This window comes from Pseudomonas tremae (genome assembly GCF_023278125.1).
Taxonomy (GTDB): domain Bacteria; phylum Pseudomonadota; class Gammaproteobacteria; order Pseudomonadales; family Pseudomonadaceae; genus Aquipseudomonas; species Aquipseudomonas tremae.
On the sequence record NZ_CP066270.1, the window covers coordinates 383,310 to 407,409 of the forward strand.

Genomic DNA, 24,100 nt, shown 5'->3' on the forward strand with positions numbered 1-24,100 from the left:
GTTTACACCTTCTGAACTTTCCTCAGGAGGACTCAATGGATTCGGGTAAAAGGCGCAGCCAGCGCGATTACACGCTAGCCTTTAAATTATCGGTCGTAGATCAAGTTGAAAAAGGCGAGTTGAGTTATAAAGAAGCCCAACGACGCTATGGCATCCAAGGCCGGTCGACGGTGCTGGTCTGGTTACGAAAGCACGGTCGACAGGATTGGAGCCAAGGCGCATCAATTCGAGAGCAGAGGAGCAGGTCCATGACCGAGCCAACCCTCCCGCCGACACCCGAGCAGCGGATTAAAGAGCTTGAAGAACAGCTGGCGCTGAGCAACCAGAAGGCTCAGTTCTTTGAAGCCGTCGTCAACGTTCTGAAAAATGACTACGGCGTTTCTGTCGTAAAAAAGCGACCCGGCAAGTCCTCTCGCAAGGGCAAATCCAAGACCTGAGCATTACCAGGGCTTGCCTGTTCATGGGGATTTCGCGCCAAGCGTATTACAAGCGTAATCGCGCTTTTGACGCGAGGGTCTGCCGAGACCAAGAGGTGGTGGACTTCGTTTTGGAAAAGCGGCGTCGCCAGCCCAGGCTGGGAACGCGCAAGCTGCACTACTTGATGAGCGTCGAAGCTCCTGCGTCGTTGTGCGTGGGTAGAGATCGTATGTTTACCATCCTTCGTGATGCGCGCGAGCTGGTTCCGCGCAAACGGGCTTATCACAAGACCACTCATAGCCATCATCGCTTCCGTCGCCACCCCAACCTGCTCAAAGCAGGTCCGCAACAAGTCGTGGCCCATGGACCCGAACAGGTCTGGGTTGCAGACATAACTTACCTGCCTACGCAGGAAAGCGTGGCCTACATGAGCCTTGTAACAGATGCGTACTCACGCAAGATCGTTGGCCATCACGTGCATGAAAGCCTGCATGCCCAATCGGTGATAAAGGCACTGGAAAAAGCGGTAGGAGAGCGAAAAACCGATCAGATGCTGATTCATCATTCAGATCGCGGCGTCCAGTACTGTTCCGATCTCTATCAGCAGCTGCATACCAGGCATGGAATCCGGTGCTCGATGACGGATGGCTATGACTGCTATCAGAACGCTATGGCCGAGCGAGTAAACGGGATTTTGAAGACCGAGTTTCTACTCCGTCGCCCTAAAGACTTGGCAGATGCAGTGAAAATGGTTGATGAATCAGTGCAGATCTACAATGGGGAGCGGCCACACTTAGCTCTGAAATACAAAACGCCCGATGCGGTGCATCGGGCATTTTGAGCGTGAAACAGGTGTAAACCTATTTCAGGACTAGACACCTCTTGCCAATTGCCTGCCGCACCGCACACCCAAAGCAGGGCGCAGAGCGTCCGATCTTGAGCCAGCGGCGTGGCGCAGGTTTGTGACGCAGAGCGTCACCCAAGGCATTCCCACGCTGGAGCGTGCGGAACGATAGTTACACGAGAGAACACAGCTCCAGCCTTACAAACGCAACAAGGTCTTCCATGCGCGGCTCTGGAAGACGGTGATGGCTTGCTGAACACGAGCATCGAGTACTTCGTCGCTGATGTCCAGATGGGCCAGTTCTTCCAGTTTGCGCATTTCGCCGTACAGGCGATCGAGCTCTGGCAGGTCCAGCGCGGCGCGTGCCCAGTGCAGCCAGGCTTGCATGCGTTCGATACGTGGCAGTTGCTCGGCCAGGTCTTCCGGTTGCTGCTGATAGCGGCTCAGTTGCAGGGACGTCGCCTCTTCGCCCAGCAGGCGAGGCAGCCAACTGCTCAGCAGGGCAGCGCCCTGGCGGTTGCCACGCGTGTTGCGCTCGGCGGTCCAGCTGCGGGCCAGCAGCCAGCGCGACGTGTTCAGTGAAAACTCGCCCCAGCGGGTGTCCTGCAATTCTTCAAGGAACTGCTCGTGAGCAGCGCCACGCACATCACCATCTTCCTGACCAGCCTGAACCAGTGGGCGCCAGTCTTCCAGCAGCGCGTCCAGCGAGGTACGTAGCTGGGCCGTCGAAGTGCGTGGTGCGGCCTGGCCGAGGCTGCTGGTCAGTGCGCGCAATTCGGCGAGCATCTCGACCCAGTCCTGCAGCAAACGCCAGTGGCCGTTGAAACGGTACTGCTCGGCCAGACGCTGGCTGCTGCCCAGCAAATGCCAGGCCAGCGCCGAGTAAGCATCATCCAGCGGGGTTTCTGCGTTCAGAACAGGCGCCGGGAGGCTCAATGAGTAGCTGCTGGCGTCGAGCAGGCGATAACCGCGCTCAGCCTTGCTGATGTCGCAGGGCATCAACGGCAGCGTTGCAGCCAGTTCAGCGGCCAGTTCCAGCAGCGCCGCAGGGTCGCCCTCGCGCAGCTCAAGCTCCAGCTCGCAGATTTCTTCCTTCTGCTTGCCTGCAACCACCTGGCCCAGGTCCAGCGCGGCTTCGATCACCACTTTGGTCTTTCCACGACCCCAGGCAATTTCGGCTTTTTCACGCACAAAGTCGGTAGTGAACAGCGGCTTGATGGTTTTCTTGTCCAGTTCGGCCAGTTGCTCGGGCCAGCAGTCGCCTTCGAGTTTTTTCAGGTCCAGCTTGGCTTTGGGCAGATCCCAGTTGTATTCGTTGCGCTCGGACAGGCCGGCCACACTTTGCCCGCGAGTCTTCATGGTCTGGATGATCTGATCGCCATCACGACGGATGCGCAGCGCCACTTTGGCGTGGGCCAGTTCGCGTTCAGGGGTATCGAAATACTGGTTCGACAGTTCCAGGCGCTCCCAGCCACTTTTGTTGCGCTTCTTGAGCAACGGGTGTTCGCGCAGTGCAGCGAGGGTCTCGCGGCTGACGCGGAGTTTGATTTCTGTTTCTTTTTGCATGGCCGGGGGAATCCAAACGCTGATACTGATAACGGAAGCGCAGCCCATGACTGAACGGCTGCTGATGGCGCCAGTGTACAGGACATGGCCCGAAACGGTTTATTCCTGGGTTGCTATGGCCCTATGATGGGCTGTGTTTCGTCTTGATTACAGGAAGCGTCCATGCCGTTGCCGTCCATGAAAGACCAGTTCGCCGCCTTGATCGCTGCGCCTTCGGTGAGCTGCACTCAGCCTTCCCTGGACCAGACCAACCGTCCTGTCATTGATCTGCTGGCCGGCTGGCTTGGGGATCTGGGTTTTGCCTGTGATATTCAGCAGGTGTCACCCGGCAAGTTCAATTTGCTGGCCACCTTCGGCACCGGGCCTGGCGGTCTGGTGCTGGCCGGCCACAGCGATACCGTGCCGTTCGACGAAGCGCTGTGGAAAACCGATCCGCTGAAGCTGACCGAAGTCGATGGCCGCTGGGTCGGGCTGGGCAGTTGCGACATGAAAGGCTTTTTCGCACTGGTGATCGAAGCCGTACGCGGGTTGCTTGATCAGCCGTTCAAGCAGCCGCTTCTGATCCTCGCCACCTGCGACGAAGAAAGCTCGATGGCCGGAGCCCGTGCGCTTGCAGACGCCGGACGCCCGCTGGGCCGCGCAGCGGTAATCGGCGAGCCGACCGGGCTCAAGCCGATCCGCATGCACAAAGGCGTGATGATGGAGCGCATCCATATTCTCGGGCGCAGCGGTCACTCCTCTGATCCGAGCCTGGGGCACAGCGCGCTGGAGGCCATGCACGACGCGATCAGCGAACTCAAGGGCCTGCGCACGCAATGGCAATCGGAATACCATAATCCGCAGTTCACTGTGCCGCAGCCTACCCTGAACCTGGGCTGCATTCATGGCGGCGACAACCCGAATCGCATTTGCGGCCAGTGTTCGCTGGAGTTCGATCTGCGCCCGTTACCGGGCATGGACCCTGACGTATTGCGTGCTGCGATCCGGCACAAGCTGCAACCTTTGGCTGAACTGCATCAGGTGCAGATCGACTACGCTCCACTGTTCCCCGAGTGTTCGCCGTTCGAGCAGGTGGCGGATGCCGAACTGGTGCGCGTTGCCGAACGACTGACCGGCCACACAGCGGCAGCAGTAGCATTCGGCACCGAAGCGCCTTATCTTCAGCGCCTCGGTTGCGAAACGCTGGTGCTGGGGCCTGGCGATATTGCCTGCGCGCATCAGCCGGGGGAATACCTCGAAATGTCACGTCTGGACCCTACAGTGCGTCTGTTACGTCAGTTGATCGAACATTATTGCCTGACGCCTCAATGAGTCAGGTTCCACAAGAGCCGAATACAAGGAGATTGCGCGTGCCAAGCCTGTTCCGACGATAACCACCACACCGTTGTGCGTGCTTTTTCTCTTCGTCCATTTTTCTACAGGCTCTTGTTGTCATGCCCGAATACGTCAACTGGCTACGCGATGCATCTCCTTACATCAATGCTCACCGCGATTGCACCTTCGTCGTCATGCTGCCCGGCGACGGCGTTGCACACCCCAACTTCGGCAATATCGTCCACGACCTGGTGCTGTTGCACAGCCTTGGGGTGCGGCTGGTGCTGGTGCATGGCTCGCGTCCACAGATCGAGAGCCGTCTGGCCCAGCGCGGGATTACCCCGCGTTATCATCGCGATTTGCGCATCACCGATACCGAGACACTGGAATGCGTGATCGATGCCGTCGGTCAGCTGCGCATCTCGATCGAGGCGCGTCTGTCGATGGACATGGCCGCTTCGCCCATGCAAGGTTCGCGGTTACGCGTCACCAGCGGCAACGTGGTGACCGCCCGGCCTATCGGCGTGCTGGAAGGTGTCGATTATCAGCACACCGGCGAAGTGCGCCGGGTTGACCGCAAGGGTATCAATCGTCTGCTGGACGAGCGTCACATCGTGCTGCTGTCGCCGCTGGGCTACTCGCCGACCGGCGAAATCTTCAACCTCGCCTGCGAAGACGTCGCCACACGCGCCGCTATCGATCTGGCCGCCGACAAACTGCTGCTGTTCGGCGCCGATGAGGGCCTTTTGGACGAGCAGGGACGGCTGGTACGCGAGTTGCGCCCTCAGCAGGTGCCTGCCCATTTGCAGCGCCTGGGCAGCAACTATCAGGCGGAATTGCTGGATGCAGCGGCAGAAGCCTGTCGTGGTGGTGTGGCCCGCAGCCATATCGTCAGCTATGCCGAGAATGGCGCACTGCTGACCGAGCTGTTCACCCGCGACGGTGGTGGCACGTTGGTCGCGCAGGAGCAATTCGAGCTGGTGCGCGAGGCGGCCATCGAAGACGTCGGCGGTCTGATGGACCTGATCACCCCGCTGGAAGAGCAGGGCATTCTGGTACGCCGCTCCAGAGAAGTGCTGGAGCGCGAGATTACCCAGTTCAGTGTGGTCGAGCGTGAAGGGATGATCATTGCCTGTGCCGCGTTGTACCCGATTGCCGACTCGGAGTCAGGCGAGCTGGCGTGTCTGGCGGTCAACCCCGAGTACCGGCATGGTGGTCGCGGTGACGAGTTGCTGGAGCGTATTGAAAACCGTGCCAGGGCATTGGGCATCAAGACCCTGTTCGTCCTCACCACCCGCACTGCGCACTGGTTCCGCGAGCGCGGTTTCGAGCCCAGCAGCGTAGACCGCCTGCCAAGCGCCCGCGCCTCGCTGTACAACTATCAGCGTAATTCGAAGATTTTCGAGAAGGCTATATAAGCGCTGGAGCGGACGCAGAGCGTGGGTACGATAGGTGTTCTTACAGACACCTGTCGTTCCTCACGCTCTGCGTGGGAATGCGGTTCGTGACGCTCGGCGTCACCTGCGCATCAGTTGCTGATCGACAGAATGCTCGCCTGATACGAGCCCACGAATGTGTCGAAATCCACCACTTCCTCCGTCGCTTCCAGCTCGGCCTGTTCCTCAAGGGAGGTTTTGGCCAGGGCTTCGAAGTGTGCCTGTTCTTCAGCGCTCAGCGGGTGAGTGCGGAAGTATTCGGCGTGGACCTGGCTTTGGCGAAGGGAGAACGCCGTGAAGCCTTCGTTGTGCGCCTTCATGCTGGCCAGCACCTGGGCTGAAGGGGTCAGCGCGGTGTCGTCGATCTTGGCCTGTTGCACGTCGATGGATTTGACGTGTTCATCTATGCCTTGCGCCTGATCCAGCAGTCGGGCAATGGGCGTGATTTTCTCCAACAGCTCGGTCGCCCATGCCTTGAGCTCGACAGGGCTGTTGTCGCGCAGCAGGTTCAGGCCCGGACGGCGACCTTCCTTGACCACCGAGAGGAAGTTCGAGCTTGCATTGGAACACTCGTGGCCAGCCAGTTGCTGGCTTTCCTCAAGGGCGCAATACAGCACGAACGCGTCGATGAAGCGTGATTGTTCCAGGCTGATGCCGGTCGGCAGAAACGGGTTGATGTCCAGGCAGCGTACTTCGACGTACTGCACGCCGCGGGCCACCAGCGCCTGAATCGGGCGTTCGCCGCTATAGGTCACGCGCTTGGGACGTATGTTGGAGTAGTACTCGTTTTCAATCTGCAACACATTGGTGTTGAGCTGAATCCATTCGCCGTTCTGGTCATGAGTACCGACATCGACGTACGGCTGATAAGGCGTTGCCACAGCCTTGCGCAGGCTGTCGGTGTAGCTGACCAGATCGTTGTAGCACGGCGTCAGGTCAGCCTGAGCGTCACTCTGATAACCCAGATCGCTCATGCGCAGGCTGGTGGCGTACGGCAAGTACAACGTGTCGGCGTCAAAGTGTTCCAGCTGATGCTCACGGCCGCGCAGGAAACCTGCGTCCAGCGCCGGTGATGCACCGAACAGGTACATCAGCAGCCAGCTGTAGCGGCGGAAGTTGCGAATCAGCGCGATGTAGGAATGCGACTGATAGTCCCGCGCGTCGCCGGCAAAGTCTTCGGTCTGCTTGAGCAGCGCCCAGGCGTCTTCCGGCAGCGAAAAATTATAGTGAATACCGGCAATGCACTGCATGGTCTTGCCATAACGCAGCGCCAGACCCTTGCGATAGACGTATTTGAGTTTGCCGATGTTCGAGGTGCCGTAATACGCGATCGGTATGTGCTCTTCGTCGGGCAAAGGGCACGGCATCGAAGGGCTCCAGAGCAGCTCGTTGTTCAGCTTGCTGTAGGCGAATCGATGGATCTTGTCCAGGCTGTCGAGGGTCTCGGCCGGGTTCTTCAGTGCGGGCGTGATGAACTCCAGCAGTGATTCGGAGTAATCGGTCGTGACCTGGCCGTTGGTGAGTGCTGCACCCAGAGCTTGAGGGTGGGGCGTGCACGCCAGTTCTGCCGTTGCAGTAACGCGCAGACATTCACGCTCGATACCGTGCAGGCACTGCTCCAGCAAAGAGAGGTTGTTGCGCTCGCCAAGCAAAGCAAGACGGCGGTTTAAAAGTTCGCTCAAGGTGTAATCCTTCACGCATCGGTCGCCCCGATATGGGGGTGGACTTGATGGTCTGCAAGGGTGAGGAGAGGAACTGGCGTGGTCGCCTGGTCGGGTCGTTGACGCCAGTTCACAATCATTGCTCTTCGTCGTACCACCCAAATGGACTCGGCACCACGCTAATGGTGCCGAAATTAACTCAAATGATGTCGGTACGGCTAGGTCCACTTCGCAATGACTGATTGCATCAGCCTCTGAGCGAGTCTAGATGACTGCAAATGTGCCTTGGGCTTTTGCGACGAGCTTGTCGCCCTGGACAACTTCCGCTTCTACCACCAGCGTGCGGCGACCCGCGTGCAGGACCTTGGCGATGCACAGAACTTCGCCGTCCGACACGCCACGTACATAGTTGATCTTGCACTCGATGGTCACGCTGCGCTGGTCGAAACCATGAACGCTGGAACAGGCCAGCCCCATGGCAATATCGACCAGACTGAAGATTGCCCCGCCGTGCATCACATTGCCGCGATTGCGCAGATGCGCTTCCAGTGGCAGTGCAACTTCGGCAACGCCTTCGTCAAGACGCCGCAGCTCGCAGCCGAGCATCTTGAAGTAGGCGCTGTGGGTCAGATCCTCGGGAATGTCCATCAACGCTTCTTCAACTGCTTGGCGTTGGCAAACAGCGACGCCATGGCGTTGTTGGCCGGTGCAGGTGCAGAGGTTTCCTTGCGCGGGGCGTTGTTCTGCTGACGCGGTGCCGAGCCTGGACGCGCGCCACGCGCACCATCGATTTTTTCGCCGGGTGTGTCGCTCATGCGCATCGACAGACCGACACGTTTACGCGGGATATCGACTTCCATGACTTTCACTTTCACCACGTCGCCGGCCTTGACTGCTTCACGCGGGTCTTTGATGAATTTCTCGGACAGCGCGGAGATGTGTACCAGACCGTCCTGATGCACGCCGATATCGACGAAAGCACCGAAGTTAGTGACGTTGGTCACGACGCCTTCGAGGATCATGCCCAGTTGCAGGTCCTTGAGGTCCTCGACGCCATCCTGAAATTCGGCGGTCTTGAACTCCGGGCGTGGATCGCGGCCAGGCTTCTCAAGCTCTTGCAGAATGTCCGTCACCGTCGGCAGACCAAAGGTCTCGTCAGTGAACTTCTTCGGGTCCAGACGCTTGAGAAAGCTGGCATCACCTATCAGCGAACGGATATCACGATCGGTTTCAGCCGCAATGCGCTGTACCAGCGGGTAGGCTTCAGGGTGAACGGCGGAAGAGTCCAGCGGATTGTCACCGGTCATGACTCGCAGGAAGCCTGCGGCCTGTTCAAACGTCTTTTCGCCCAAGCGACTGACTTTCTTCAGCGCTGCGCGTGTCTTGAACGCACCGTTTTCATCGCGATGCGCGACGATATTCTGGGCCAGCGTGGTGTTCAGGCCGGAAATGCGCGCCAACAGCGCCACCGATGCGGTGTTCACGTCCACGCCTACGGCGTTCACGCAATCTTCAACCACGGCGTCCAGGCCGCGAGCCAGCTTGAGCTGCGATACGTCATGCTGGTACTGACCGACGCCAATGGATTTCGGGTCGATTTTCACCAGTTCGGCGAGCGGATCCTGCAGGCGGCGGGCAATCGATACCGCACCACGGATCGACACGTCGAGGTCCGGGAACTCCTTGGCCGCCAGTTCCGAGGCGGAGTAGACCGAGGCGCCCGCTTCGGAAACCATGACCTTGGTCATCTTCAAACCTGGGTATTTCTTGATCAGCTCAGCGGCCAGCTTGTCGGTTTCGCGGCTGGCGGTGCCGTTGCCGATGGCAATCAGATCGACCGAGTGCTTGGCGCACAGGGCTGCCAGCACGGCGATGGTCTGGTCCCACTGGTTTTTCGGTACATGCGGATAAACGGTCGCGTAGTCGAGCAGCTTGCCGGTGGCATCCACCACGGCGACCTTGCAGCCGGTACGCAGGCCCGGGTCGAGGCCCATTGTGGCCCGCTGGCCAGCCGGAGCGGCGAGCAGCAGGTCGTGCAGGTTGTGGGCGAAAACGTTGATGGCTTCGGTTTCGGCGCCTTCACGCAGCTCGCCCAGCAGGTCGGTTTCCAGATGGCTATACAGCTTGACCTTCCAGGTCCAGCGGACCACTTCGGCCAGCCATTTGTCGGCAGGCCGGTTCTGATTCTGGATACCGAAACGCTCGCCGATCATCAGCTCGCAGGGGTGCATGGTGCCCGGCAGTTCTTCACCGACTTTCAGTGCGGAGCTGAGGAAACCTTCGTTGCGTCCGCGGAAAATCGCCAGCGCGCGGTGTGACGGCATGCTCTTGAGCGGTTCGTCATGTTCGAAATAGTCGCGGAACTTGGCGCCTTCCTCCTCCTTGCCAGGCACCACCCGAGCGCTGATCACCGCTTCCTGCTTGAGGAAACCGCGCAGCTTGTCGAGCAGTGAAGCGTCTTCGGCAAAGCGCTCCATCAGGATGTACTTGGCGCCTTCCAGTGCGGCCTTCACGTCGGCCACGCCTTTTTCGGCGTCGACAAAGCGGGCTGCTTCTGCTTCAGGAGCAAGGCTCGGGTCGTTGAACAGGCCGTCGGCCAGCTCGCCCAATCCGGCTTCAAGGGCGATCTGACCCTTGGTGCGGCGCTTCTGCTTATAAGGAAGATACAAATCTTCAAGACGCGTCTTGGTGTCGGCCAGCTTGATGTCTCGGGCCAGTTCCGGGGTCAGCTTGCCTTGCTCTTCGATGCTGGCAAGAATGCTGACGCGCCGGTCGTCCAGTTCGCGCAGATACCGCAGGCGCTCTTCCAGATGGCGTAATTGAGTGTCATCCAGGCTGCCGGTCACTTCCTTGCGATAGCGGGAAATGAAGGGCACGGTCGAGCCTTCATCCAGTAGTGCTACGGCCGCTGCGACCTGTTGTGGGCGTACACCGAGTTCTTCGGCGATGCGGCTGTTGATGCTGTCCATAAGACCACCTGGAGTTGTGAGCAAAAAACGGGGCTCGTACGAATTGTCTTGCCTGGATTTCGTTCGCCAGCATTTATATGTATGGCTGGCGAACCGCCATAAGCCCGGCTTTGCCTGACTTTGAAGGCGGCGCATTATACCCGGCAAAGGCGGATTAGGGGATTGGTCGATAAACGAGCTGTTTTTGAGCGAAAAGACAGGCGCAAGTGTCGCCCCCAGTAAAATCTGCTAACAATGCACACGGTGCGCATCACCGCAGCTACGCCATAATGCGCCCCGAGATCAGAGGAGCATCCGATGAGCAGCACCGCACAAAATGCTGAAGGCGAAAAAATCCTGATTGTCGATGACGATCCTGGGTTGAGCAGTCTCCTGGAACGGTTTTTTACCAGCAAGGGCTACCGCGCCCGCGCGGTGGCAAACGTGGAGCAAATGGACCGATTGCTGGCCCGTGAGGTTTTCAACCTTGTGGTGCTGGATTTGATGTTGCCTGGGGAAGATGGCCTTTCCGCGTGCCGCCGGCTGCGTGCCGCGAACAATCAGGTGCCGATTATCATGCTGACCGCCAAGGGCGATGAGCTGAGCCGCATCAAGGGGCTCGAACTGGGTGCCGATGATTACCTGGCCAAGCCGTTCAACCCGGATGAGCTGATGGCGCGGGTCAAGGCTGTATTGCGTCGTCAGGCAGCTCCGGTGCCGGGTGCGCCCGGCAGCGAGGACGAATCAGTCAGTTTTGGCGACTACGTGCTGTCGCTGGCGACACGCGAACTCAAGCGCGGTGAAGAAGTACACATGCTCACCACGGGCGAATTCGCAGTACTCAAGGCGCTGGTAATGCATGCTCGGGAGCCACTGACCCGGGACAAACTGATGAACCTGGCCCGTGGCCGCGAGTGGGATGCGCTGGAACGGTCCATCGACGTTCAGATATCCCGTTTGCGTCGCCTGATCGAACCAGACCCGTCCAAGCCTCGTTATATCCAGACAGTCTGGGGCGTCGGCTATGTATTCGTTCCGGATGGTGCCGGAAATCGCTGACAGCCTGGCTGTCAGCACAGAAATTCGTCATCCCTGCCAGTTACGTCAATAACCTTTCAGGAGGTTATCGACGTGCTGGTTTTTTGCGTTCGTCCATCGGGTCTCGCCCGCGTTCGGCAAACCTGCGAGCCTCGCTCGCCTTGCAAAGTGTATGGCTGCAGTTATGAAGACACCGCTCTGGTTCCCGCAAAGCTTTTTTTCCCGCACGCTCTGGCTGGTGCTCATCGTCGTGCTGTTTTCCAAGGCATTGACGCTGGTTTATCTGTTGATGAACGAGGACGTGCTGGTCGACAGGCAATACAGCCACGGCGTTGCGCTGACCCTGCGCGCGTATTGGGCTGCCGATGAAAATGATCGCGAAGCGATTGCCGAGGCGGCCGGCCTTATCCGGGTGGTTGGCGGGGGCGTGCCGGAAGGCGAGCAGCACTGGCCGTACAGCGAGATTTACCAGCGGCAGATGCAGGCTGAACTGGGGGCCGACACCGAAGTGCGTCTGCGTGTGCATGCACCGCCGGCACTTTGGGTACGAGCGCCGAGCCTGGGGGATGGCTGGCTGAAGGTACCGCTCTATCCGCATCCGTTGCGCGGGCAGAAAATCTGGAGCGTGCTGGGCTGGTTCCTGGCTATCGGGTTGTTGTCCACTGCATCAGCCTGGATCTTCGTGCGTCAGTTGAATCAGCCGCTCAAGCGGCTGGTGTTTGCCGCTCGACAGTTGGGGCAGGGCCGCAGCGTGCGTCTACCGGTCAGTGACACGCCCAGCGAGATGACTGAAGTGTATCGAGCCTTCAACCAGATGGCCGAAGACGTCGAACAGGCAGGTCAGGAGCGCGAACTGATGCTGGCAGGTGTGTCCCACGATTTGCGCACACCGCTCACTCGTCTGCGTCTTTCTCTGGAGCTGATGAACGACAACGAGTTTTCTGAAGGCATGGTGCGTGACATCGAGGATATGGATGCGATTCTCGATCAGTTCCTGGCATTCATTCGTGATGGGCGTGACGAAGAAATCGAGGAGGTCGATCTGGGCGACCTGGTTCGCGATGTCGTTGCGCCGTTCAACAGCGACGAGGACAGCATCCGACTGTGCCTGGAACCCATACCGCCCTTTCCGCTACGTAGAGTGTCGATGAAGCGTCTGTTGACCAACCTGATCGGCAATGCCCGCCATCACGCAGGTAACGGTATTGAAGTGGCGGCTTATGTCTCAGGCGACAGAAATGCGCCTTACGTGGTGTTGAGCGTGCTGGACAGAGGGGCGGGTATCGATCCATCCGAGCTGGACACCATCTTCAATCCGTTCATCCGGGGCGATCGTGCCCGTAGCGGCAAAGGCACCGGTCTGGGGCTGGCGATAGTCAAGCGTATTGCTGCCATGCACGGTGGTAATGTCGAGTTGAGAAACCGGTCGGGCGGTGGACTGGAAGCGAGAGTAAGGTTGCCGCTTGGACTGATGTTGCCGAGGGATGCCATCTAGGGCTAGTAATTCGGGGGGAATATAAAGCGCCATGCATGGCGACAGAAGGGCGCCTGATAAATCGAGGTGGCCTTATGGACGTGCATGGCGGCTTGCCTGACCCGGCCCATGATGGAAGTACTCCCTGTACTCCTAGGTCACGTCGATCCTTTCGATCAACGCATCCCGGCCCCCTGGTCATGTGCGTACCCTCTTCAGGTCGCACAACGCAGAAAGGCAGTGGCTTATGCAGTCACTGCCTTTCTGGATGAATCAATACCAGTTCGGGTCTTTGCGCAATTGCTCTTGCAACAGACCTTTCATACCTTCGTCAGGCTTACCCAGGTAGCGATAAGTCGCATGACGTGTCGGCGATTTGTCTGCAGGAAGACCCGCAGGCACTTCGACCAACATGGCGTAGGCATCTTCCTTATCGAGGCTCACAGCCACGATCAGGCGCTTGCTTTTGCACGTATCGGCGGTTTCGCAAAGCGGCCCCACCAGATAATTGTCACCGTCCTCGGTAACTGCCGTCATTTGCTGCTCGGAGGCACCAGACAGGTTTATCACCCACTCCGGCAACCGCTCTTCCTTCTTGACGACTTTCGTCCAGGTTGTGCGGTACTCAGGGGCAGAACTCAAAAGCTCATTGACCCTGGACTGCCCATCGTTGGCAGCCATGGCCATGGCACTGCCGCCCAATAGCAGGGCGGCGGCCAGCGTGCGAAATGACGTGTGCATCTTTAGCCTCGACCACGACGACCGAAGAAGAACGACACCACGAACATCACCAGGAATACGACGAACAGGATCTTGGCGATACCGGTTGCCGTGCCTGCGATACCGCCGAAGCCCAGTACTGCAGCGACGATGGCGATGATCAGAAACGTGATAGCCCAACTCAACATAGTGATACTCCTTTTTGATGCCGTTTTAATTAATAAAGGGTGCTGCGTTTTCTTCAAATCGGGTCAAAAAACCCATTTTTGCTGTGGCGCGACTTCATCCACCGAAACCAGGCCGTCTACAGGACGGACGCTCGAAGACATGTCCTTGGTCGCAGAAGCGCTTACTTCTCGATAGGAAATACTATTGCTGTGGATGAACGGCTGAATGGTTTGAGCTGCTTCGCTGGATGGATTCCAGCGCTGGAACTGCTGAATGGCGATCAGAGTGACAAGCAAGGCCAGCAGCAAAAACAGACCTTGCTGGAGGTGTAGAGGGGAGATACGAAACTGTGCAATACGCTGGCTGTTCATCTGCAAACTCCCCTGGCCTGTGCTGGCTTTCAATCTGATGGGTCTAGGTACAACGACCTCGTTGAAAGGGATATTGCAGACTGCATGCCAACTTCATAATCGTATTTAATATCAACTAAATCAGTGGCTTACGAACTGATCGCCAAGCCTTCTGCAAGCAAGCTGCACGATTACACCTTTGTAATCGTGCGTTCTGCACGAAGGAGGCGTTGAAAAGCCCGCTCGGTTCAGCCTGCGCTGCGCGCCATGACTTTCAATGCGTCACCGTTGACGCCTTTTACACCGCGAATATTTCGCGCGATTTCAACGGCCAGTTCTTTCTCGGCGAAGTTGGCGACCACGCCGTTGAGGCTGACGACACCGGCTTTGGTGTCCACCTTGATATTCATCCCGTCCAGATTGCGGCTGTAGATCAGGCTCGCTTTCACCTTGCTGGTGATCCACGCGTCACTCATTTCTTCAGTCGGTGTCAGCGTTTGCGGCTGAGCTTTCGCGGCAATGGAATCGGCAGCACTCAGGCTGATGAGGTTGTTGACGCTGACCACACCGTCGGTATTGCTCGCCAGACTGCCCGCCAGTTCCTTGGCCTCTGGGCTTTGCGCACGTCCCTTGAGGGTCACGACGCCGTCCTTGCTGTCGACGTCGATGTTCAGCGCCTCGGTGACGCTGCTCCACAGCAGCTTGGACTTGACCGTCGCGACCAGCGTCGCATCTTCGAAACGCTGGGCCATATTGGTTCTGGAGCCAGGCTCGCTGGCGACGGAAGGATCAATCTCCAGCTGATTGTCGACTTTTTCAATGCCCTTTGTGTCTAGCGCGATACGCTCGGCCAGCTCGCGATCAACCTGATCCTCGACCTTGCCTTTGAGAATGGCTGTGCCTTGCTCGACATCCACTTCGATCTTGAACGGGCTCAAATGTTTGTTCAATGCGAAGGCTGTCCAGATAGAGCCTTCCTGACGCGCCTCGCTGAGCTGGGTCTGCAGGTCAGTCTGGGCGAGAGCGGGGCCGCTGCCAAGCAGCGCAGCGCACGCGGTGATCAGGGCAATCTTTTTCAATGAGAACATGTGAGCTTTCCTTTTGAAGTGGGTTGTCGTCTCCGGATAGACGGTTTTAACGGCATAAACGCAGATTAATCGGCTCGTTCGCCATTGGGCGAACAGAGAGCTACCATGCATGCCGCAGAATCAATCAGAATTGACCATGCAACTTGCCCGATGATTCCGAGACTAACTGAGACAATTCATTAAGGAGCGTAGGAAAAATGGAAGCAGCCACTGAGAATCAGGGCCGTATTCTGCTTGTGGACGATGAGTCCGCCATCCTCCGCACCTTCCGGTACTGTCTGGAAGACGAAGGTTACAGTGTCGCCACTGCCAACAGCGCGGCGCAGGCTGACACGCTTATGCAACGCCAGGTGTTTGACCTTTGCTTTCTCGATTTGCGTCTGGGCGAAGACAACGGCCTCGATGTGCTGGCGCAGATGCGTATTCAGGCACCGTGGATGCGCGTGGTCATCGTCACCGCGCACTCGGCGGTCGACACCGCGGTGGATGCCATTCAGGCCGGCGCAGCCGACTATCTGGTAAAGCCCTGCAGCCCTGATCAATTGCGTCTCGCGACCGCCAAGCAGCTGGAAGTGCGTCAGCTGTCGGCGCGTCTCGAAGCGCTTGAGGGCGAAGTTCGCAAGCCAAAAGACGGCCTGGATTCGCACAGCCCATCCATGATGGCCATTCTGGAAACGGCCCGCCAGGTGGCGGTTACGGATGCCAACATCCTGATTCTGGGTGAGTCCGGTACCGGTAAAGGCGAGCTGGCACGGGCGATACACGGCTGGAGCAAGCGGGCCAAGAAGTCTTGCGTCACGATCAACTGCCCGTCGCTCACTGCTGAATTGATGGAAAGCGAGCTGTTCGGTCACAGCCGCGGCGCGTTCACCGGTGCCAGCGAGAGCACGCTGGGTCGCGTCAATCAGGCCGATGGCGGCACGCTGTTCCTTGACGAGATCGGTGATTTCCCGCTGACGCTGCAACCCAAGCTGCTGCGTTTCATTCAGGACAAGGAATACGAGCGAGTGGGGGACCCGGTGACCCGTCGTGCAGACGTGCGCATTCTGGCGGCCACCAACCTCAATCTGGAGGACATGGTGCGTAGCGGGCGCTTCCGCGAGGATTTGCTGTACCGGCTGAACGTGATCACCTTGCATCTGCCTGCCCTGCGCGAGCGCAGCGAAGACATACTGACCCTCGCAGACCGTTTTCTGGCGCGTTTCGTCAAGGAATACGCGCGACCGGCCCGAGGCTTCAGTGAAGAGGCGCGAGCCGCGCTGCTCAACTATCGCTGGCCTGGCAACATTCGTGAGCTGCGCAACGTGATCGAGCGAGCCAGCATCATCTGCCCGCAGGAGCGTGTCGAGATCAGTCACCTCGGCATGGCTGAGCAACCGACGAATAATGCACCACGAGTGGGTGCGGCGCTGAGTCTGGACGAGTTGGAAAAAGCTCACATCGGGGCCGTGCTGGCGACCAGCGAAACCCTCGATCAGGCAGCCAAGACACTGGGTATCGACGCTTCGACGCTTTACCGCAAACGTAAACAGTACAACTTGTGAATAATTTCTGATGAAACTGGCCATGAAGCTGCGCACACGCCTTTTTCTGAGCATCTCGGCCTTGATCACGGTCGCGCTGCTCGGATTGTTGCTGGGGCTCGTCAGCGTCATGCAGATGGCCCGCACTCAGGAATCATTGATTCAGCACAACTTCGCCATTCTGGATCTTGGCCTGAAGCTGCGTCAGAACCTGGGCGATCAACTGGTGTTGATGACCGGCTCGCAGCGCAACAAGCCCGAACTGCAGAAGATGCAGGCACAGTTCGAAGAGTTGCTGGAGCAGGGTTCGGTGCAGGATCCGCAGCAGAGCGTGCGTACCGGGTTCGAGTCCACCAAACGGGACTACCGGCACTTCATCGAGGTCTGGAACCGTCTGGGTGACGACCCGCGCGGTATTCGTGGTACGCCGCCACTGAGCGAAAGCTTCAATGCGTTGCGCAACGGGCTGCTGAACGTGCATCGCAAGGCGCTGGAAAACATCAGCAATGCCGAGATCAACTCGCGGGACCGCGCCTTGTGGATCGCGGGCCTGCTGGGACTGGTCGGGCTGGCAGTGCTGTGTATCGGTTTCGTGACCGCACACGGTATTGCACGTCGTTTCGGTGCGCCGATCGAAGCCTTGGCCAAGGCGGCCGATCGCATCGGCGAAGGCGACTATGAGGTCACTCTGCCGATATCTTCGGCTGCAGAAATGAACCTGCTGACCCGACGCTTCGGCATCATGGCTGAGGCCCTGCGTCAGCATCAGGCGACCAATGTCGACGAGCTGCTGGCGGGTCAACAGCGCTTGCAGGCGGTGCTCGACAGTATTGACGATGGCCTGTTGATGATTGATCGCCAAGGACATCTGGAGCACTTGAACCCGGTGGCCCAGCTTCAGCTCGGGTGGGATGAGAGTCGCCTCGGCGAGAGTCTCGGCGCTGCACTGAATCGCCCCGAACTGGATGAGCAATTGCATCTGATCCTGCGTGGCGGGACGCTGGAGCGCGCGCCGGAAGATCTGGCCATCGACATTGATGGTGAGTCGCGATTGCTGACCTATAGCATGACGCCGGTGAGCCACACCAAAGGCCATATCCTGGGTGCAGTGATGGTGCTGCACGATGTTACCGAGCAGCGGGCTTTCGAGCGAGTACGCAGCGAGTTTGTGCTGCGCGCTTCGCATGAGCTGCGTACACCGGTCACCGGCATGCACATGGCGTTCGGTCTGTTGCAGGAGCGCCTGCATTTCGCCCCGGAATCGCGCGAAGCGGATTTGCTCAATACGGTGACCGAAGAAATGCAGCGGTTGATGCAACTGATCAACGACCTGCTGAATTTCTCGCGCTATCAGAACGGTCTGCAGAAGCTCAAGCTGGCGCCGTGTTCCATCGAAACGTTGCTGGAAGAGGCCAAGGCGCGCTTCGAAGATCAGGCTCTGGAGCAGGACATCGTGCTGATGCTGGACATCCAGGAGCCTTTGCCACGCCTGCATGCCGACCAGTCTCAACTGGAACGTGTTCTGGACAACTTGCTGGATAACGCCCTGCGCCATACGCCACCCAAAGGCCTTATCCGTTTGCAGGCCAGACGCCACGGCGAGCGGGCGATCATCAGTGTCGAAGACAACGGCGAGGGCATTGCCTACGGGCAGCAGGGCCGGATCTTCGAACCCTTCGTTCAGGTCGGCCGCAAAAAAGGCGGTGCCGGCCTGGGGCTGGCGCTGTGCAAGGAAATCGTCCAGCTGCACGGCGGCCGAATGGGCGTCTACTCAAGGCCGGGGCAGGGCACGCAGTTCTACATGGCATTGCCGCTTTAAGGGGTTAAGCGGCAACACGCTGTTGATTGCGCCATGCGGTCAGTTCGAGTGGTTAAGCACCTGCAGAATTGCCGCGCTCTGGGCGTCAGGTTCGCCTTCGAAACGGGCAGGGCGGTAGTGCATCTGAAAGGCGGCCAGCACTTGGCGTGTCGCGACGTCGAGCTCTCCGGTCTGCGGTGTGCTGTAGCCCAGGCGCGCGAGCTGTTGCTGAAACCAGCTGATGCTCGGCAGGTTGACTGCCAGCAGCGCCTGACGTTGCGCAACCAGTGCTTCATCGGGCCAGACGCCAAGCCCTTCAGCGGCCAGGCGTTTCCACGGGAATAACGGACCTGGGTCTTGCTTGCGCAAGGGCGCAATGTCGCTGTGACCGATCACGTGCCTGGGGTCGATTTTGTTGCGCTTGACGATGTCTTTGAGCAGCACCGTGATCGACTGGACCTGTGCCTCGGTGTACGGATACCACAAGCGACCTGTCGGGGTGTCCTTGAAGCCCGGGTTGACGATCTCGATGCCTATCGAGCTGGAATTGAGCCATGTGCGCCCTTCCCATTCGCTCTCGCCAGCGTGCCAGGCCCGGGCATTTTCATCCACCAGCTTGTAGATCGTGGCCTGCTTGTCGTCGCCGATCAGGTAATGAGCGCTGACCTCGCCGTGGGTCAGCAATTGCAGGGATCGCTCCATCGACGTCGAGGTGTAGTGCATCACGACATACTGAACCCGGTTGTCGAAATTCGCCGACGGATGACTGGTGTCCAGCTTGGGGCCGCTGGAGCACGCCGTGAGGATGAGCATGAGGAGTGCAGAGAGATACAGCTTCATGGGATTGGCAGCGTCGGGAGGTAATGAAACATCATAACAAAACGCAGAAGAAATGCTTCACCGTCGAAACATTCGTTCAGTCAAAATGTTTCACTCAGCCTTGCTCTACCCGGTTGCGACCGTTTTCCTTGGCTTTGTACAGCGCCTGATCAGCGCGTTTGATCGCCGTATCGCTACGTTCGCCCTGTCGCAGCGCGGTGACTCCGAGGGATACGGTGATCGTGACGCGTTCGCCCTTGAAGTGGAACGGGCACTCTTCGACCGCCGTGCGCAGTTCGTCAAGCAGCGTCAGTCCTGTGCCGATAGGTGTGGCGGGCAGCAGCATGACGAACTCTTCACCGCCGAATCGGGCCATGAAGTCGTTCGGCCGCAGGCGTTTTTTAAGGACGTTGGCGACAATCTTGAGCACCTTGTCGCCTGCCAGATGACCGTACCCGTCGTTGATGCGTTTGAAGTGATCCAGATCGAGTATGCACACCAACAGGCTGTTTTTCGCTTGTTGCCACTGGGTCATCTCGAGTTCGAGGCGCTCGCCCCAGGCGGCACGGTTGGCAAGGCCGGTGAGGGGGTCAATCAAGGCTTTCTGGCGCTGTTCTTCCAGGTTGCTTCTGAACCCCAGTGCTTCCTGTTCCATGCTCGCCACACGAGCCGAAAGGCTTTGCAGTCGGGATGCAACCTCTTGCTCGCGGTCGTCGCGTTTACGCTGATAGTGGTCCATGGTGCTGAGCAGGCCTTCCAGGCGGTTATCCAGCACCTGCTTCAGACTGGTCAGGTCGGAGGCGTCCTGAACGCTGGTTTGCAGGCCGCCTACCTGTTCGCGCAACTGTTCGCTCAGGTCACGAGCAGTGGACTGAACCTCGGCGTGGTCCTCACTGGCGGCTTGCAAGTGGCTCTGGAATGATTCGAGCCGCTCGTTGAGCTGCTTGAGGTAAATACCGAATTCCTGCTGGCCACCGTTATTGATCGCCAGCATGAGCACGGCCAGGTCATCCAGAATAGGCAGCAGCTCATACCAGTTGAGCCCATGTTTCAGGCGTAGCTGCATATCCTCGACCTGTGGCCGAAAATGCTCCGACAAGGTCAGGTCGTTGAGCAGGCCCAGCAGTGTTTCTTCAATGTGAGAGGCTACCGAGCTGTAGCTGGGCTCGGGGGAAGAGGGCAGCGCGTAACCGTCATCGTCTTCAGCATCTTCCGGGTCTGGTGCGGGGGCTTCTTCCTGCTCGTCGAGTGGCGTGACGACCGGCGCCGGGCGTTGCTGGTAAGGCACGCTCGGTATGGGCGCGAGCCTGTCCGTGAAATCGACGGGTTCGACGTACGCATAGGCGCTTTCAGCGATCGACACGGCAGCGACTTCGGGCGCTGACGGAGCAACAGGCTCGACAACCGGTGAGGGCGCATCAGGTTCGGCGAGCGCTACGGTGGCCGGTGGGGCGGTTTCAGTCACAGGCTCAGGCACTGCCGAGTGTTCGATGACAGGCTCTGCGATCTCTACTGGCGCTGGCGTGAGGGGCGGTGGGGATGCTGTTGGCGCAGTGGCCGATTCGAGCGCTTCAGGCGTCTCTTCTCGAGGTTGTGGCGCAGGGGCGGGCGTATCGGTTTGAACGGTTTCAGCCTGCGCCGCTTCAGAAGGGTGTTCACTACCGTGCCCTTCCCGAGTGCCGAACAAGCGTTGCAGCAAGCCCTGGCGCGGCCCTTCTTCACTTTTTTCAAGCTGGCTGAGGGCCTGTCCCTGCAGGTTGCTCAACTCGCCGAGCAGCAGGGGCAGCTCGCGTGCCTGCGAGGCTCGCTCTTCGAGGTCCTTGGCGAAGCGCTTGAGTGGCTTGCGCGTCTCTCGTGACAGAGGAAGTGCCTGCAATTGCGCAACCAGTGCAGTCAGTGCCGAGCTTATCTGCCCGACCCGCACTTCACGGCGTTGCTCGGAATCCAGCACTGCTTTTTCAAGGCGCGGGATCAAGGCCGCAAGGCCGGCGTCCATGTCGTCGGTGCGGACGATTTCGCGCATTTCCTTCATGCATTCATCGACCGCCCGGTCAGAGCCTTCTGCCGCGAGGCTGCTGCGCACCAGACCGCGACGCAGCAAGTCGAGCCGCGCATCCCAGCGCTTTTCGAGCCTGTCCTGTTGCTCGATCCCTTTAAGGTATTTCTCTTTCCAACGCTCCGCGTCGTCGCTCATGCAAGGCTTCCACCAGAGGGCACAGGCAGTGAGTCCCCACGCAGTGAAGCTGGCAGGCGAATCTCGACGGCAACCGGCAGGTGATCGGAAATGGGTTGGGCCAGCACCTGCACCCGTTCGAGCGTCAGGGTCGGGCTGAGCAATATGTGATCAAGACAACGTTGCGGTCGCCAGCTTGGAAAGGTGGCTTCGATCTGCGGCGCCAGCAGGCCCAGATCCCGCAGCGGCGAGTGTTCCAGCAGATCATTGGCGTGGGTGTTCATGTCGCCCATCAGCACTTGATGACGATAGCCGCCGATCAGTTCGCGAATGTAGGCCAGTTGCCGAGTGCGCGTGCGCGTGCCGAGGGCCAGGTGCATCATGACCACCACCAGCGCGTCCTCGCCCTCGCCGAAACGTACGAGAATGGCGCCGCGCCCTGCAGGGCCGGGCAGCGGGTGATCCTCGATCTTGGCTGGGCGCAAACGGCTCAGCACGCCATTGCTGTGCTGGGCAAGACGCCCGAGGTTGCGATTGAGCTGTTGATACCAGTACGGGAAGCCGCCCAGTTGAGCGAGATGCTCGACCTGGTTGACGAAGCCGGAGCGCATGCTCCCGCCGTCGACTTCCTGAAGTGCCACCAGATCGAAATCGTTGATCAGCTCACCGATTTTCTGCAGGTTGCCGGCACGTCCGCCATGCGGCAGCAGATGCTGCCAGCTGCGCGTCAGGTAATGGTGGTAACGCTGTGTACTGATGCCGACCTGAATATTGAAGCTGAGCAAACGCAGCCTGCCGTCTTCCGGCAAGCCGTTTTGCATCAGATGATGTTCGTTGACCTGCGGATCATGCAGGCCAACGATACGCGGGCTACCTTTGCCCCAGCGGCGCATGACGAGCGCTTACTTGGCGGCTGCAGCAGCCGCCCGCTCTTTGGCAATCAACTGGTCGGCTACCTGCAAGGTCGCTTCCGGACCACCGGCAGAGCCCAGGTCAAAGCGGTACTTGCCATTGACGATCATGGTTGGAACGCCCGTAACTTCGTACTTCTTGGCCAGTTCCTTGTACTGCGCGATCTTGCCTTTTACGGCGAACGAATCGAACGTCTTGAGGAAGTCTTCCTTGTTGACGCCCTGAGTGGCGACGAAATCGGCCATGTCGTTCTTGTCGGTCAGACGCTTGCCGCCTTTCTGGATGGCGTCGAACACCGCAGCGTGAACCTTGTGTTCTACGCCCATGGTGTCGAGGGTGATGAACAGTTGACCATGAGCATCCCACGGGCCGCCGAACATGGCCGGGATACGGACGAAGTGTACGTCGGACGGAAGTTTTTCAACCCACGGGTTGATGGTCGGCTCGAACGCGTAGCAATGCGGGCAGCCATACCAGAACAGTTCGATGACTTCGATCTTGCCCGGCTCGGCCACAGGCACAGCGCTTTTCAGCTCGACGTATTGCTTGCCGGCCTCGATAGGCTCGGCGGCCTGGGCGGACATACCGAACAGACTGGCGGCAACCAGTGCGGCGCTGATGATCAGATTACGCATGCTTTACTCCTGAGCAGATTGGATCGCTTTCAAGCGACGGTGTTTCGACCGGGCGCGAAAGCCTGAGTTCGTTAGTGTAACGCTGAGGTTGTAAAAATGGGCGGCCTTGGATGGCCTTTTTGCATAAGGAGTGAAGCAGGTCATGTCTGAATGTTCCAGGCGCCCGCCAGAGCATTGTAATAAGGGGCGTCGAAGGTTCTGGGCGGGTGCCGCATTGCCCCGGCGGACCCGATGCTCAGCAAAAACCTTTCAGGATGAAAGCAGACTGCGTTCTAATGCGCGCATATGTCTTGCTTCGTCGTTGTTGTCGTGCTGACGGCAGGCGAAAACACACACAGAATTTGCAGCACTATATACTCTGCGCACCCCAATGAAATCGACACCTCTTGCCGCACCCTTTGCAGGCAAGGCCTTCACCGGAAATCACATGCAACTCAAAAACCCTATTCTCGGTCTGTGCCAACAGGCCACGTTCATGCTCAGCGCCGCCAAGGTCGACCAATGCCCCGATGACGAAGGTTTTGAAGTCGCATTTGCCGGTCGCTCCAATGCGGGCAAGTCGAGCGCGCTGAACACCCTGACCCACGCCAGCCTGGCGCGAACGTCCAAGACGCCAGGGCGTACGCAACTGCTGAACTTCTTTGGGCTGGACGAAGACCGTCGTCTGGTCGACCTGCCGGGTTACGGCTACGCCAAAGTGCCGATCCCGCTCAAGCTGCACTGGCAGCGTCACCTGGAAGCCTATCTGGGCAGTCGCGAAAGCCTGAAGGGCTTGATCCTGATGATGGATATCCGTCATCCAATGACTGACTTCGACCTATTGATGCTGGACTGGGCGATCGCCAGCAACATGCCGATGCACATCCTGCTGACCAAGGCCGACAAACTGACCTATGGCGCAGCCAAGAACACGCTGCTCAAGGTTCAGGCCGAAATTCGCAAGGGCTGGGGCGATGCTGTGAGCATCCAGCTGTTCTCTGCGCCCAAGCGCATGGGGCTGGAAGAGGCCTACACCGTTCTGGCCGACTGGATGGCGCTGGAAGACAAGGCGCCTGCGGAGTAAATCGCAGGCAAAAAAAGACCCCGGACTTCGCATGGGGAGGGGGAAGTTCCGGGGCTTAAGGTCCAGACCTTAGGGTGGGATCTGGATATATGCCAACACTTAACACAACTAGGAGCACGATGGATTTTTCAATCAATCGGAACCTCTGACTGC

The 24,100-nt window shown here is 58.9% G+C and carries 19 protein-coding genes and 2 pseudogenes; 8 read left to right on the top strand and 13 right to left on the bottom strand.

From position 1 onward, the window contains the following. The first annotated feature begins 35 nt into the window (after positions 1 to 35). A protein-coding gene (locus I9H09_RS01665) for an IS3 family transposase (RefSeq protein ID WP_183136713.1) occupies positions 36 to 1,258 on the top strand; the annotation gives its coding sequence in 2 pieces (ribosomal slippage) (positions 36 to 387 and positions 387 to 1,258; 1,224 coding nt in all). Between the two features lie 201 nt (positions 1,259 to 1,459). On the opposite strand, the gene I9H09_RS01670 is transcribed toward I9H09_RS01665, so the two are convergent. Beyond that, positions 1,460 to 2,827 carry a CYTH domain-containing protein gene (locus I9H09_RS01670; RefSeq protein ID WP_005887956.1) on the bottom strand — a complete coding sequence of 456 codons (1,368 nt, stop codon included), beginning with the start codon at positions 2,825 to 2,827 and terminating at the stop codon, positions 1,460 to 1,462. 162 nt (positions 2,828 to 2,989) lie between these two features. Here I9H09_RS01670 and argE point away from each other — a divergent pair, with 162 nt between their 5' ends. Then, positions 2,990 to 4,138 carry an acetylornithine deacetylase gene (argE, locus tag I9H09_RS01675; protein WP_122324835.1) on the top strand — a complete coding sequence of 383 codons (1,149 nt, stop codon included), beginning with the start codon at positions 2,990 to 2,992 and terminating at the stop codon, positions 4,136 to 4,138. Positions 4,139 to 4,260: 122 nt separating this feature from the next. Further along, positions 4,261 to 5,559, top strand: coding sequence for an amino-acid N-acetyltransferase (gene argA, locus I9H09_RS01680; protein WP_005887958.1), 1,299 nt, complete (start codon positions 4,261 to 4,263; stop codon positions 5,557 to 5,559). Positions 5,560 to 5,669: 110 nt separating this feature from the next. Here argA and gshA read toward each other — a convergent pair whose 3' ends face one another. The 3 genes from gshA to I9H09_RS01695 all read right to left on the bottom strand — a co-directional run bounded on the left by gshA (position 5,670) and on the right by I9H09_RS01695 (position 10,207). Further along, complete coding sequence (gene gshA / locus I9H09_RS01685; RefSeq protein ID WP_005887959.1) at positions 5,670 to 7,259, bottom strand: glutamate--cysteine ligase; 1,590 nt, start codon at positions 7,257 to 7,259, stop codon at positions 5,670 to 5,672. A 243-nt stretch (positions 7,260 to 7,502) separates the two neighbouring features. Next, a complete protein-coding gene (locus tag I9H09_RS01690) occupies positions 7,503 to 7,886 on the bottom strand; it encodes a PaaI family thioesterase (protein WP_005887960.1) in 384 nt (127 codons plus the stop codon). Further along, complete coding sequence (locus I9H09_RS01695) at positions 7,886 to 10,207, bottom strand: Tex family protein (RefSeq protein ID WP_053931666.1); 2,322 nt, start codon at positions 10,205 to 10,207, stop codon at positions 7,886 to 7,888. The genes I9H09_RS01690 and I9H09_RS01695 overlap by 1 nt, the downstream gene beginning before the upstream one ends. A gap of 297 nt (positions 10,208 to 10,504) precedes the next feature. Between I9H09_RS01695 and ompR the strand changes: the two genes are divergently transcribed. Beyond that, positions 10,505 to 11,245, top strand: a complete 741-nt coding sequence (gene ompR, locus I9H09_RS01700) for an osmolarity response regulator transcription factor OmpR (RefSeq protein WP_005887962.1) — start codon at positions 10,505 to 10,507, stop codon at positions 11,243 to 11,245. A gap of 163 nt (positions 11,246 to 11,408) precedes the next feature. After that, positions 11,409 to 12,719, top strand: a complete 1,311-nt coding sequence (locus I9H09_RS01705) for an ATP-binding protein (RefSeq protein ID WP_183142467.1) — start codon at positions 11,409 to 11,411, stop codon at positions 12,717 to 12,719. Between the two features lie 252 nt (positions 12,720 to 12,971). Here I9H09_RS01705 and I9H09_RS01710 read toward each other — a convergent pair whose 3' ends face one another. From I9H09_RS01710 to I9H09_RS01725, 4 genes are all read right to left on the bottom strand, one after another. Beyond that, entirely contained in the window at positions 12,972 to 13,439 is a 468-nt protein-coding gene (locus I9H09_RS01710; protein ID WP_005887964.1) for an inhibitor of vertebrate lysozyme family protein, read from the bottom strand. A gap of 2 nt (positions 13,440 to 13,441) precedes the next feature. Further along, positions 13,442 to 13,606 carry a DUF1328 domain-containing protein gene (locus I9H09_RS01715; protein ID WP_002555679.1) on the bottom strand — a complete coding sequence of 55 codons (165 nt, stop codon included), beginning with the start codon at positions 13,604 to 13,606 and terminating at the stop codon, positions 13,442 to 13,444. Positions 13,607 to 13,669: 63 nt separating this feature from the next. Further along, positions 13,670 to 13,957: a hypothetical protein gene (locus I9H09_RS01720; protein ID WP_122324154.1), complete on the bottom strand. Its 288-nt coding sequence runs from the start codon at positions 13,955 to 13,957 to the stop codon at positions 13,670 to 13,672. A gap of 227 nt (positions 13,958 to 14,184) precedes the next feature. Beyond that, positions 14,185 to 15,024: a BON domain-containing protein gene (locus I9H09_RS01725; protein WP_024690855.1), complete on the bottom strand. Its 840-nt coding sequence runs from the start codon at positions 15,022 to 15,024 to the stop codon at positions 14,185 to 14,187. Between the two features lie 197 nt (positions 15,025 to 15,221). Between I9H09_RS01725 and algB the strand changes: the two genes are divergently transcribed. Together algB and I9H09_RS01735 are read left to right on the top strand one after the other, a co-directional pair. Then, positions 15,222 to 16,568, top strand: a complete 1,347-nt coding sequence (gene algB, locus I9H09_RS01730) for a sigma-54-dependent response regulator transcription factor AlgB (protein ID WP_002555682.1) — start codon at positions 15,222 to 15,224, stop codon at positions 16,566 to 16,568. A 10-nt stretch (positions 16,569 to 16,578) separates the two neighbouring features. Next, positions 16,579 to 18,366 (top strand): KinB sensor domain-containing domain, encoded by a 1,788-nt coding sequence (locus I9H09_RS01735; protein ID WP_122367046.1) that lies wholly within the window; start codon positions 16,579 to 16,581, stop codon positions 18,364 to 18,366. A gap of 39 nt (positions 18,367 to 18,405) precedes the next feature. Here the strand turns inward: I9H09_RS01735 and I9H09_RS01740 are convergent, their stop codons facing one another. The 5 genes and pseudogenes from I9H09_RS01740 to I9H09_RS01755 all read right to left on the bottom strand — a co-directional run bounded on the left by I9H09_RS01740 (position 18,406) and on the right by I9H09_RS01755 (position 22,884). Next, positions 18,406 to 19,185, bottom strand: coding sequence for an N-acetylmuramoyl-L-alanine amidase (locus tag I9H09_RS01740; protein WP_053481049.1), 780 nt, complete (start codon positions 19,183 to 19,185; stop codon positions 18,406 to 18,408). A gap of 94 nt (positions 19,186 to 19,279) precedes the next feature. Beyond that, positions 19,280 to 20,581 (bottom strand): annotated as a pseudogene (locus I9H09_RS27030) (GGDEF domain-containing protein); the annotation flags it as partial. 216 nt (positions 20,582 to 20,797) lie between these two features. After that, positions 20,798 to 21,358, bottom strand: a pseudogene (locus tag I9H09_RS27035) (hypothetical protein); the annotation flags it as partial. After that, positions 21,355 to 22,230 (bottom strand): endonuclease/exonuclease/phosphatase family protein, encoded by an 876-nt coding sequence (locus tag I9H09_RS01750; protein WP_005887975.1) that lies wholly within the window; start codon positions 22,228 to 22,230, stop codon positions 21,355 to 21,357. The gene I9H09_RS01750 and the pseudogene I9H09_RS27035, both read right to left, overlap by 4 nt. A 9-nt stretch (positions 22,231 to 22,239) precedes the next feature. Next, positions 22,240 to 22,884 carry a thiol:disulfide interchange protein DsbA/DsbL gene (locus tag I9H09_RS01755; RefSeq protein ID WP_005887977.1) on the bottom strand — a complete coding sequence of 215 codons (645 nt, stop codon included), beginning with the start codon at positions 22,882 to 22,884 and terminating at the stop codon, positions 22,240 to 22,242. Between the two features lie 427 nt (positions 22,885 to 23,311). Here I9H09_RS01755 and yihA point away from each other — a divergent pair, with 427 nt between their 5' ends. Then, entirely contained in the window at positions 23,312 to 23,947 is a 636-nt protein-coding gene (gene yihA, locus I9H09_RS01760; RefSeq protein WP_005887979.1) for a ribosome biogenesis GTP-binding protein YihA/YsxC, read from the top strand. Positions 23,948 to 24,100 lie beyond the last annotated feature (153 nt).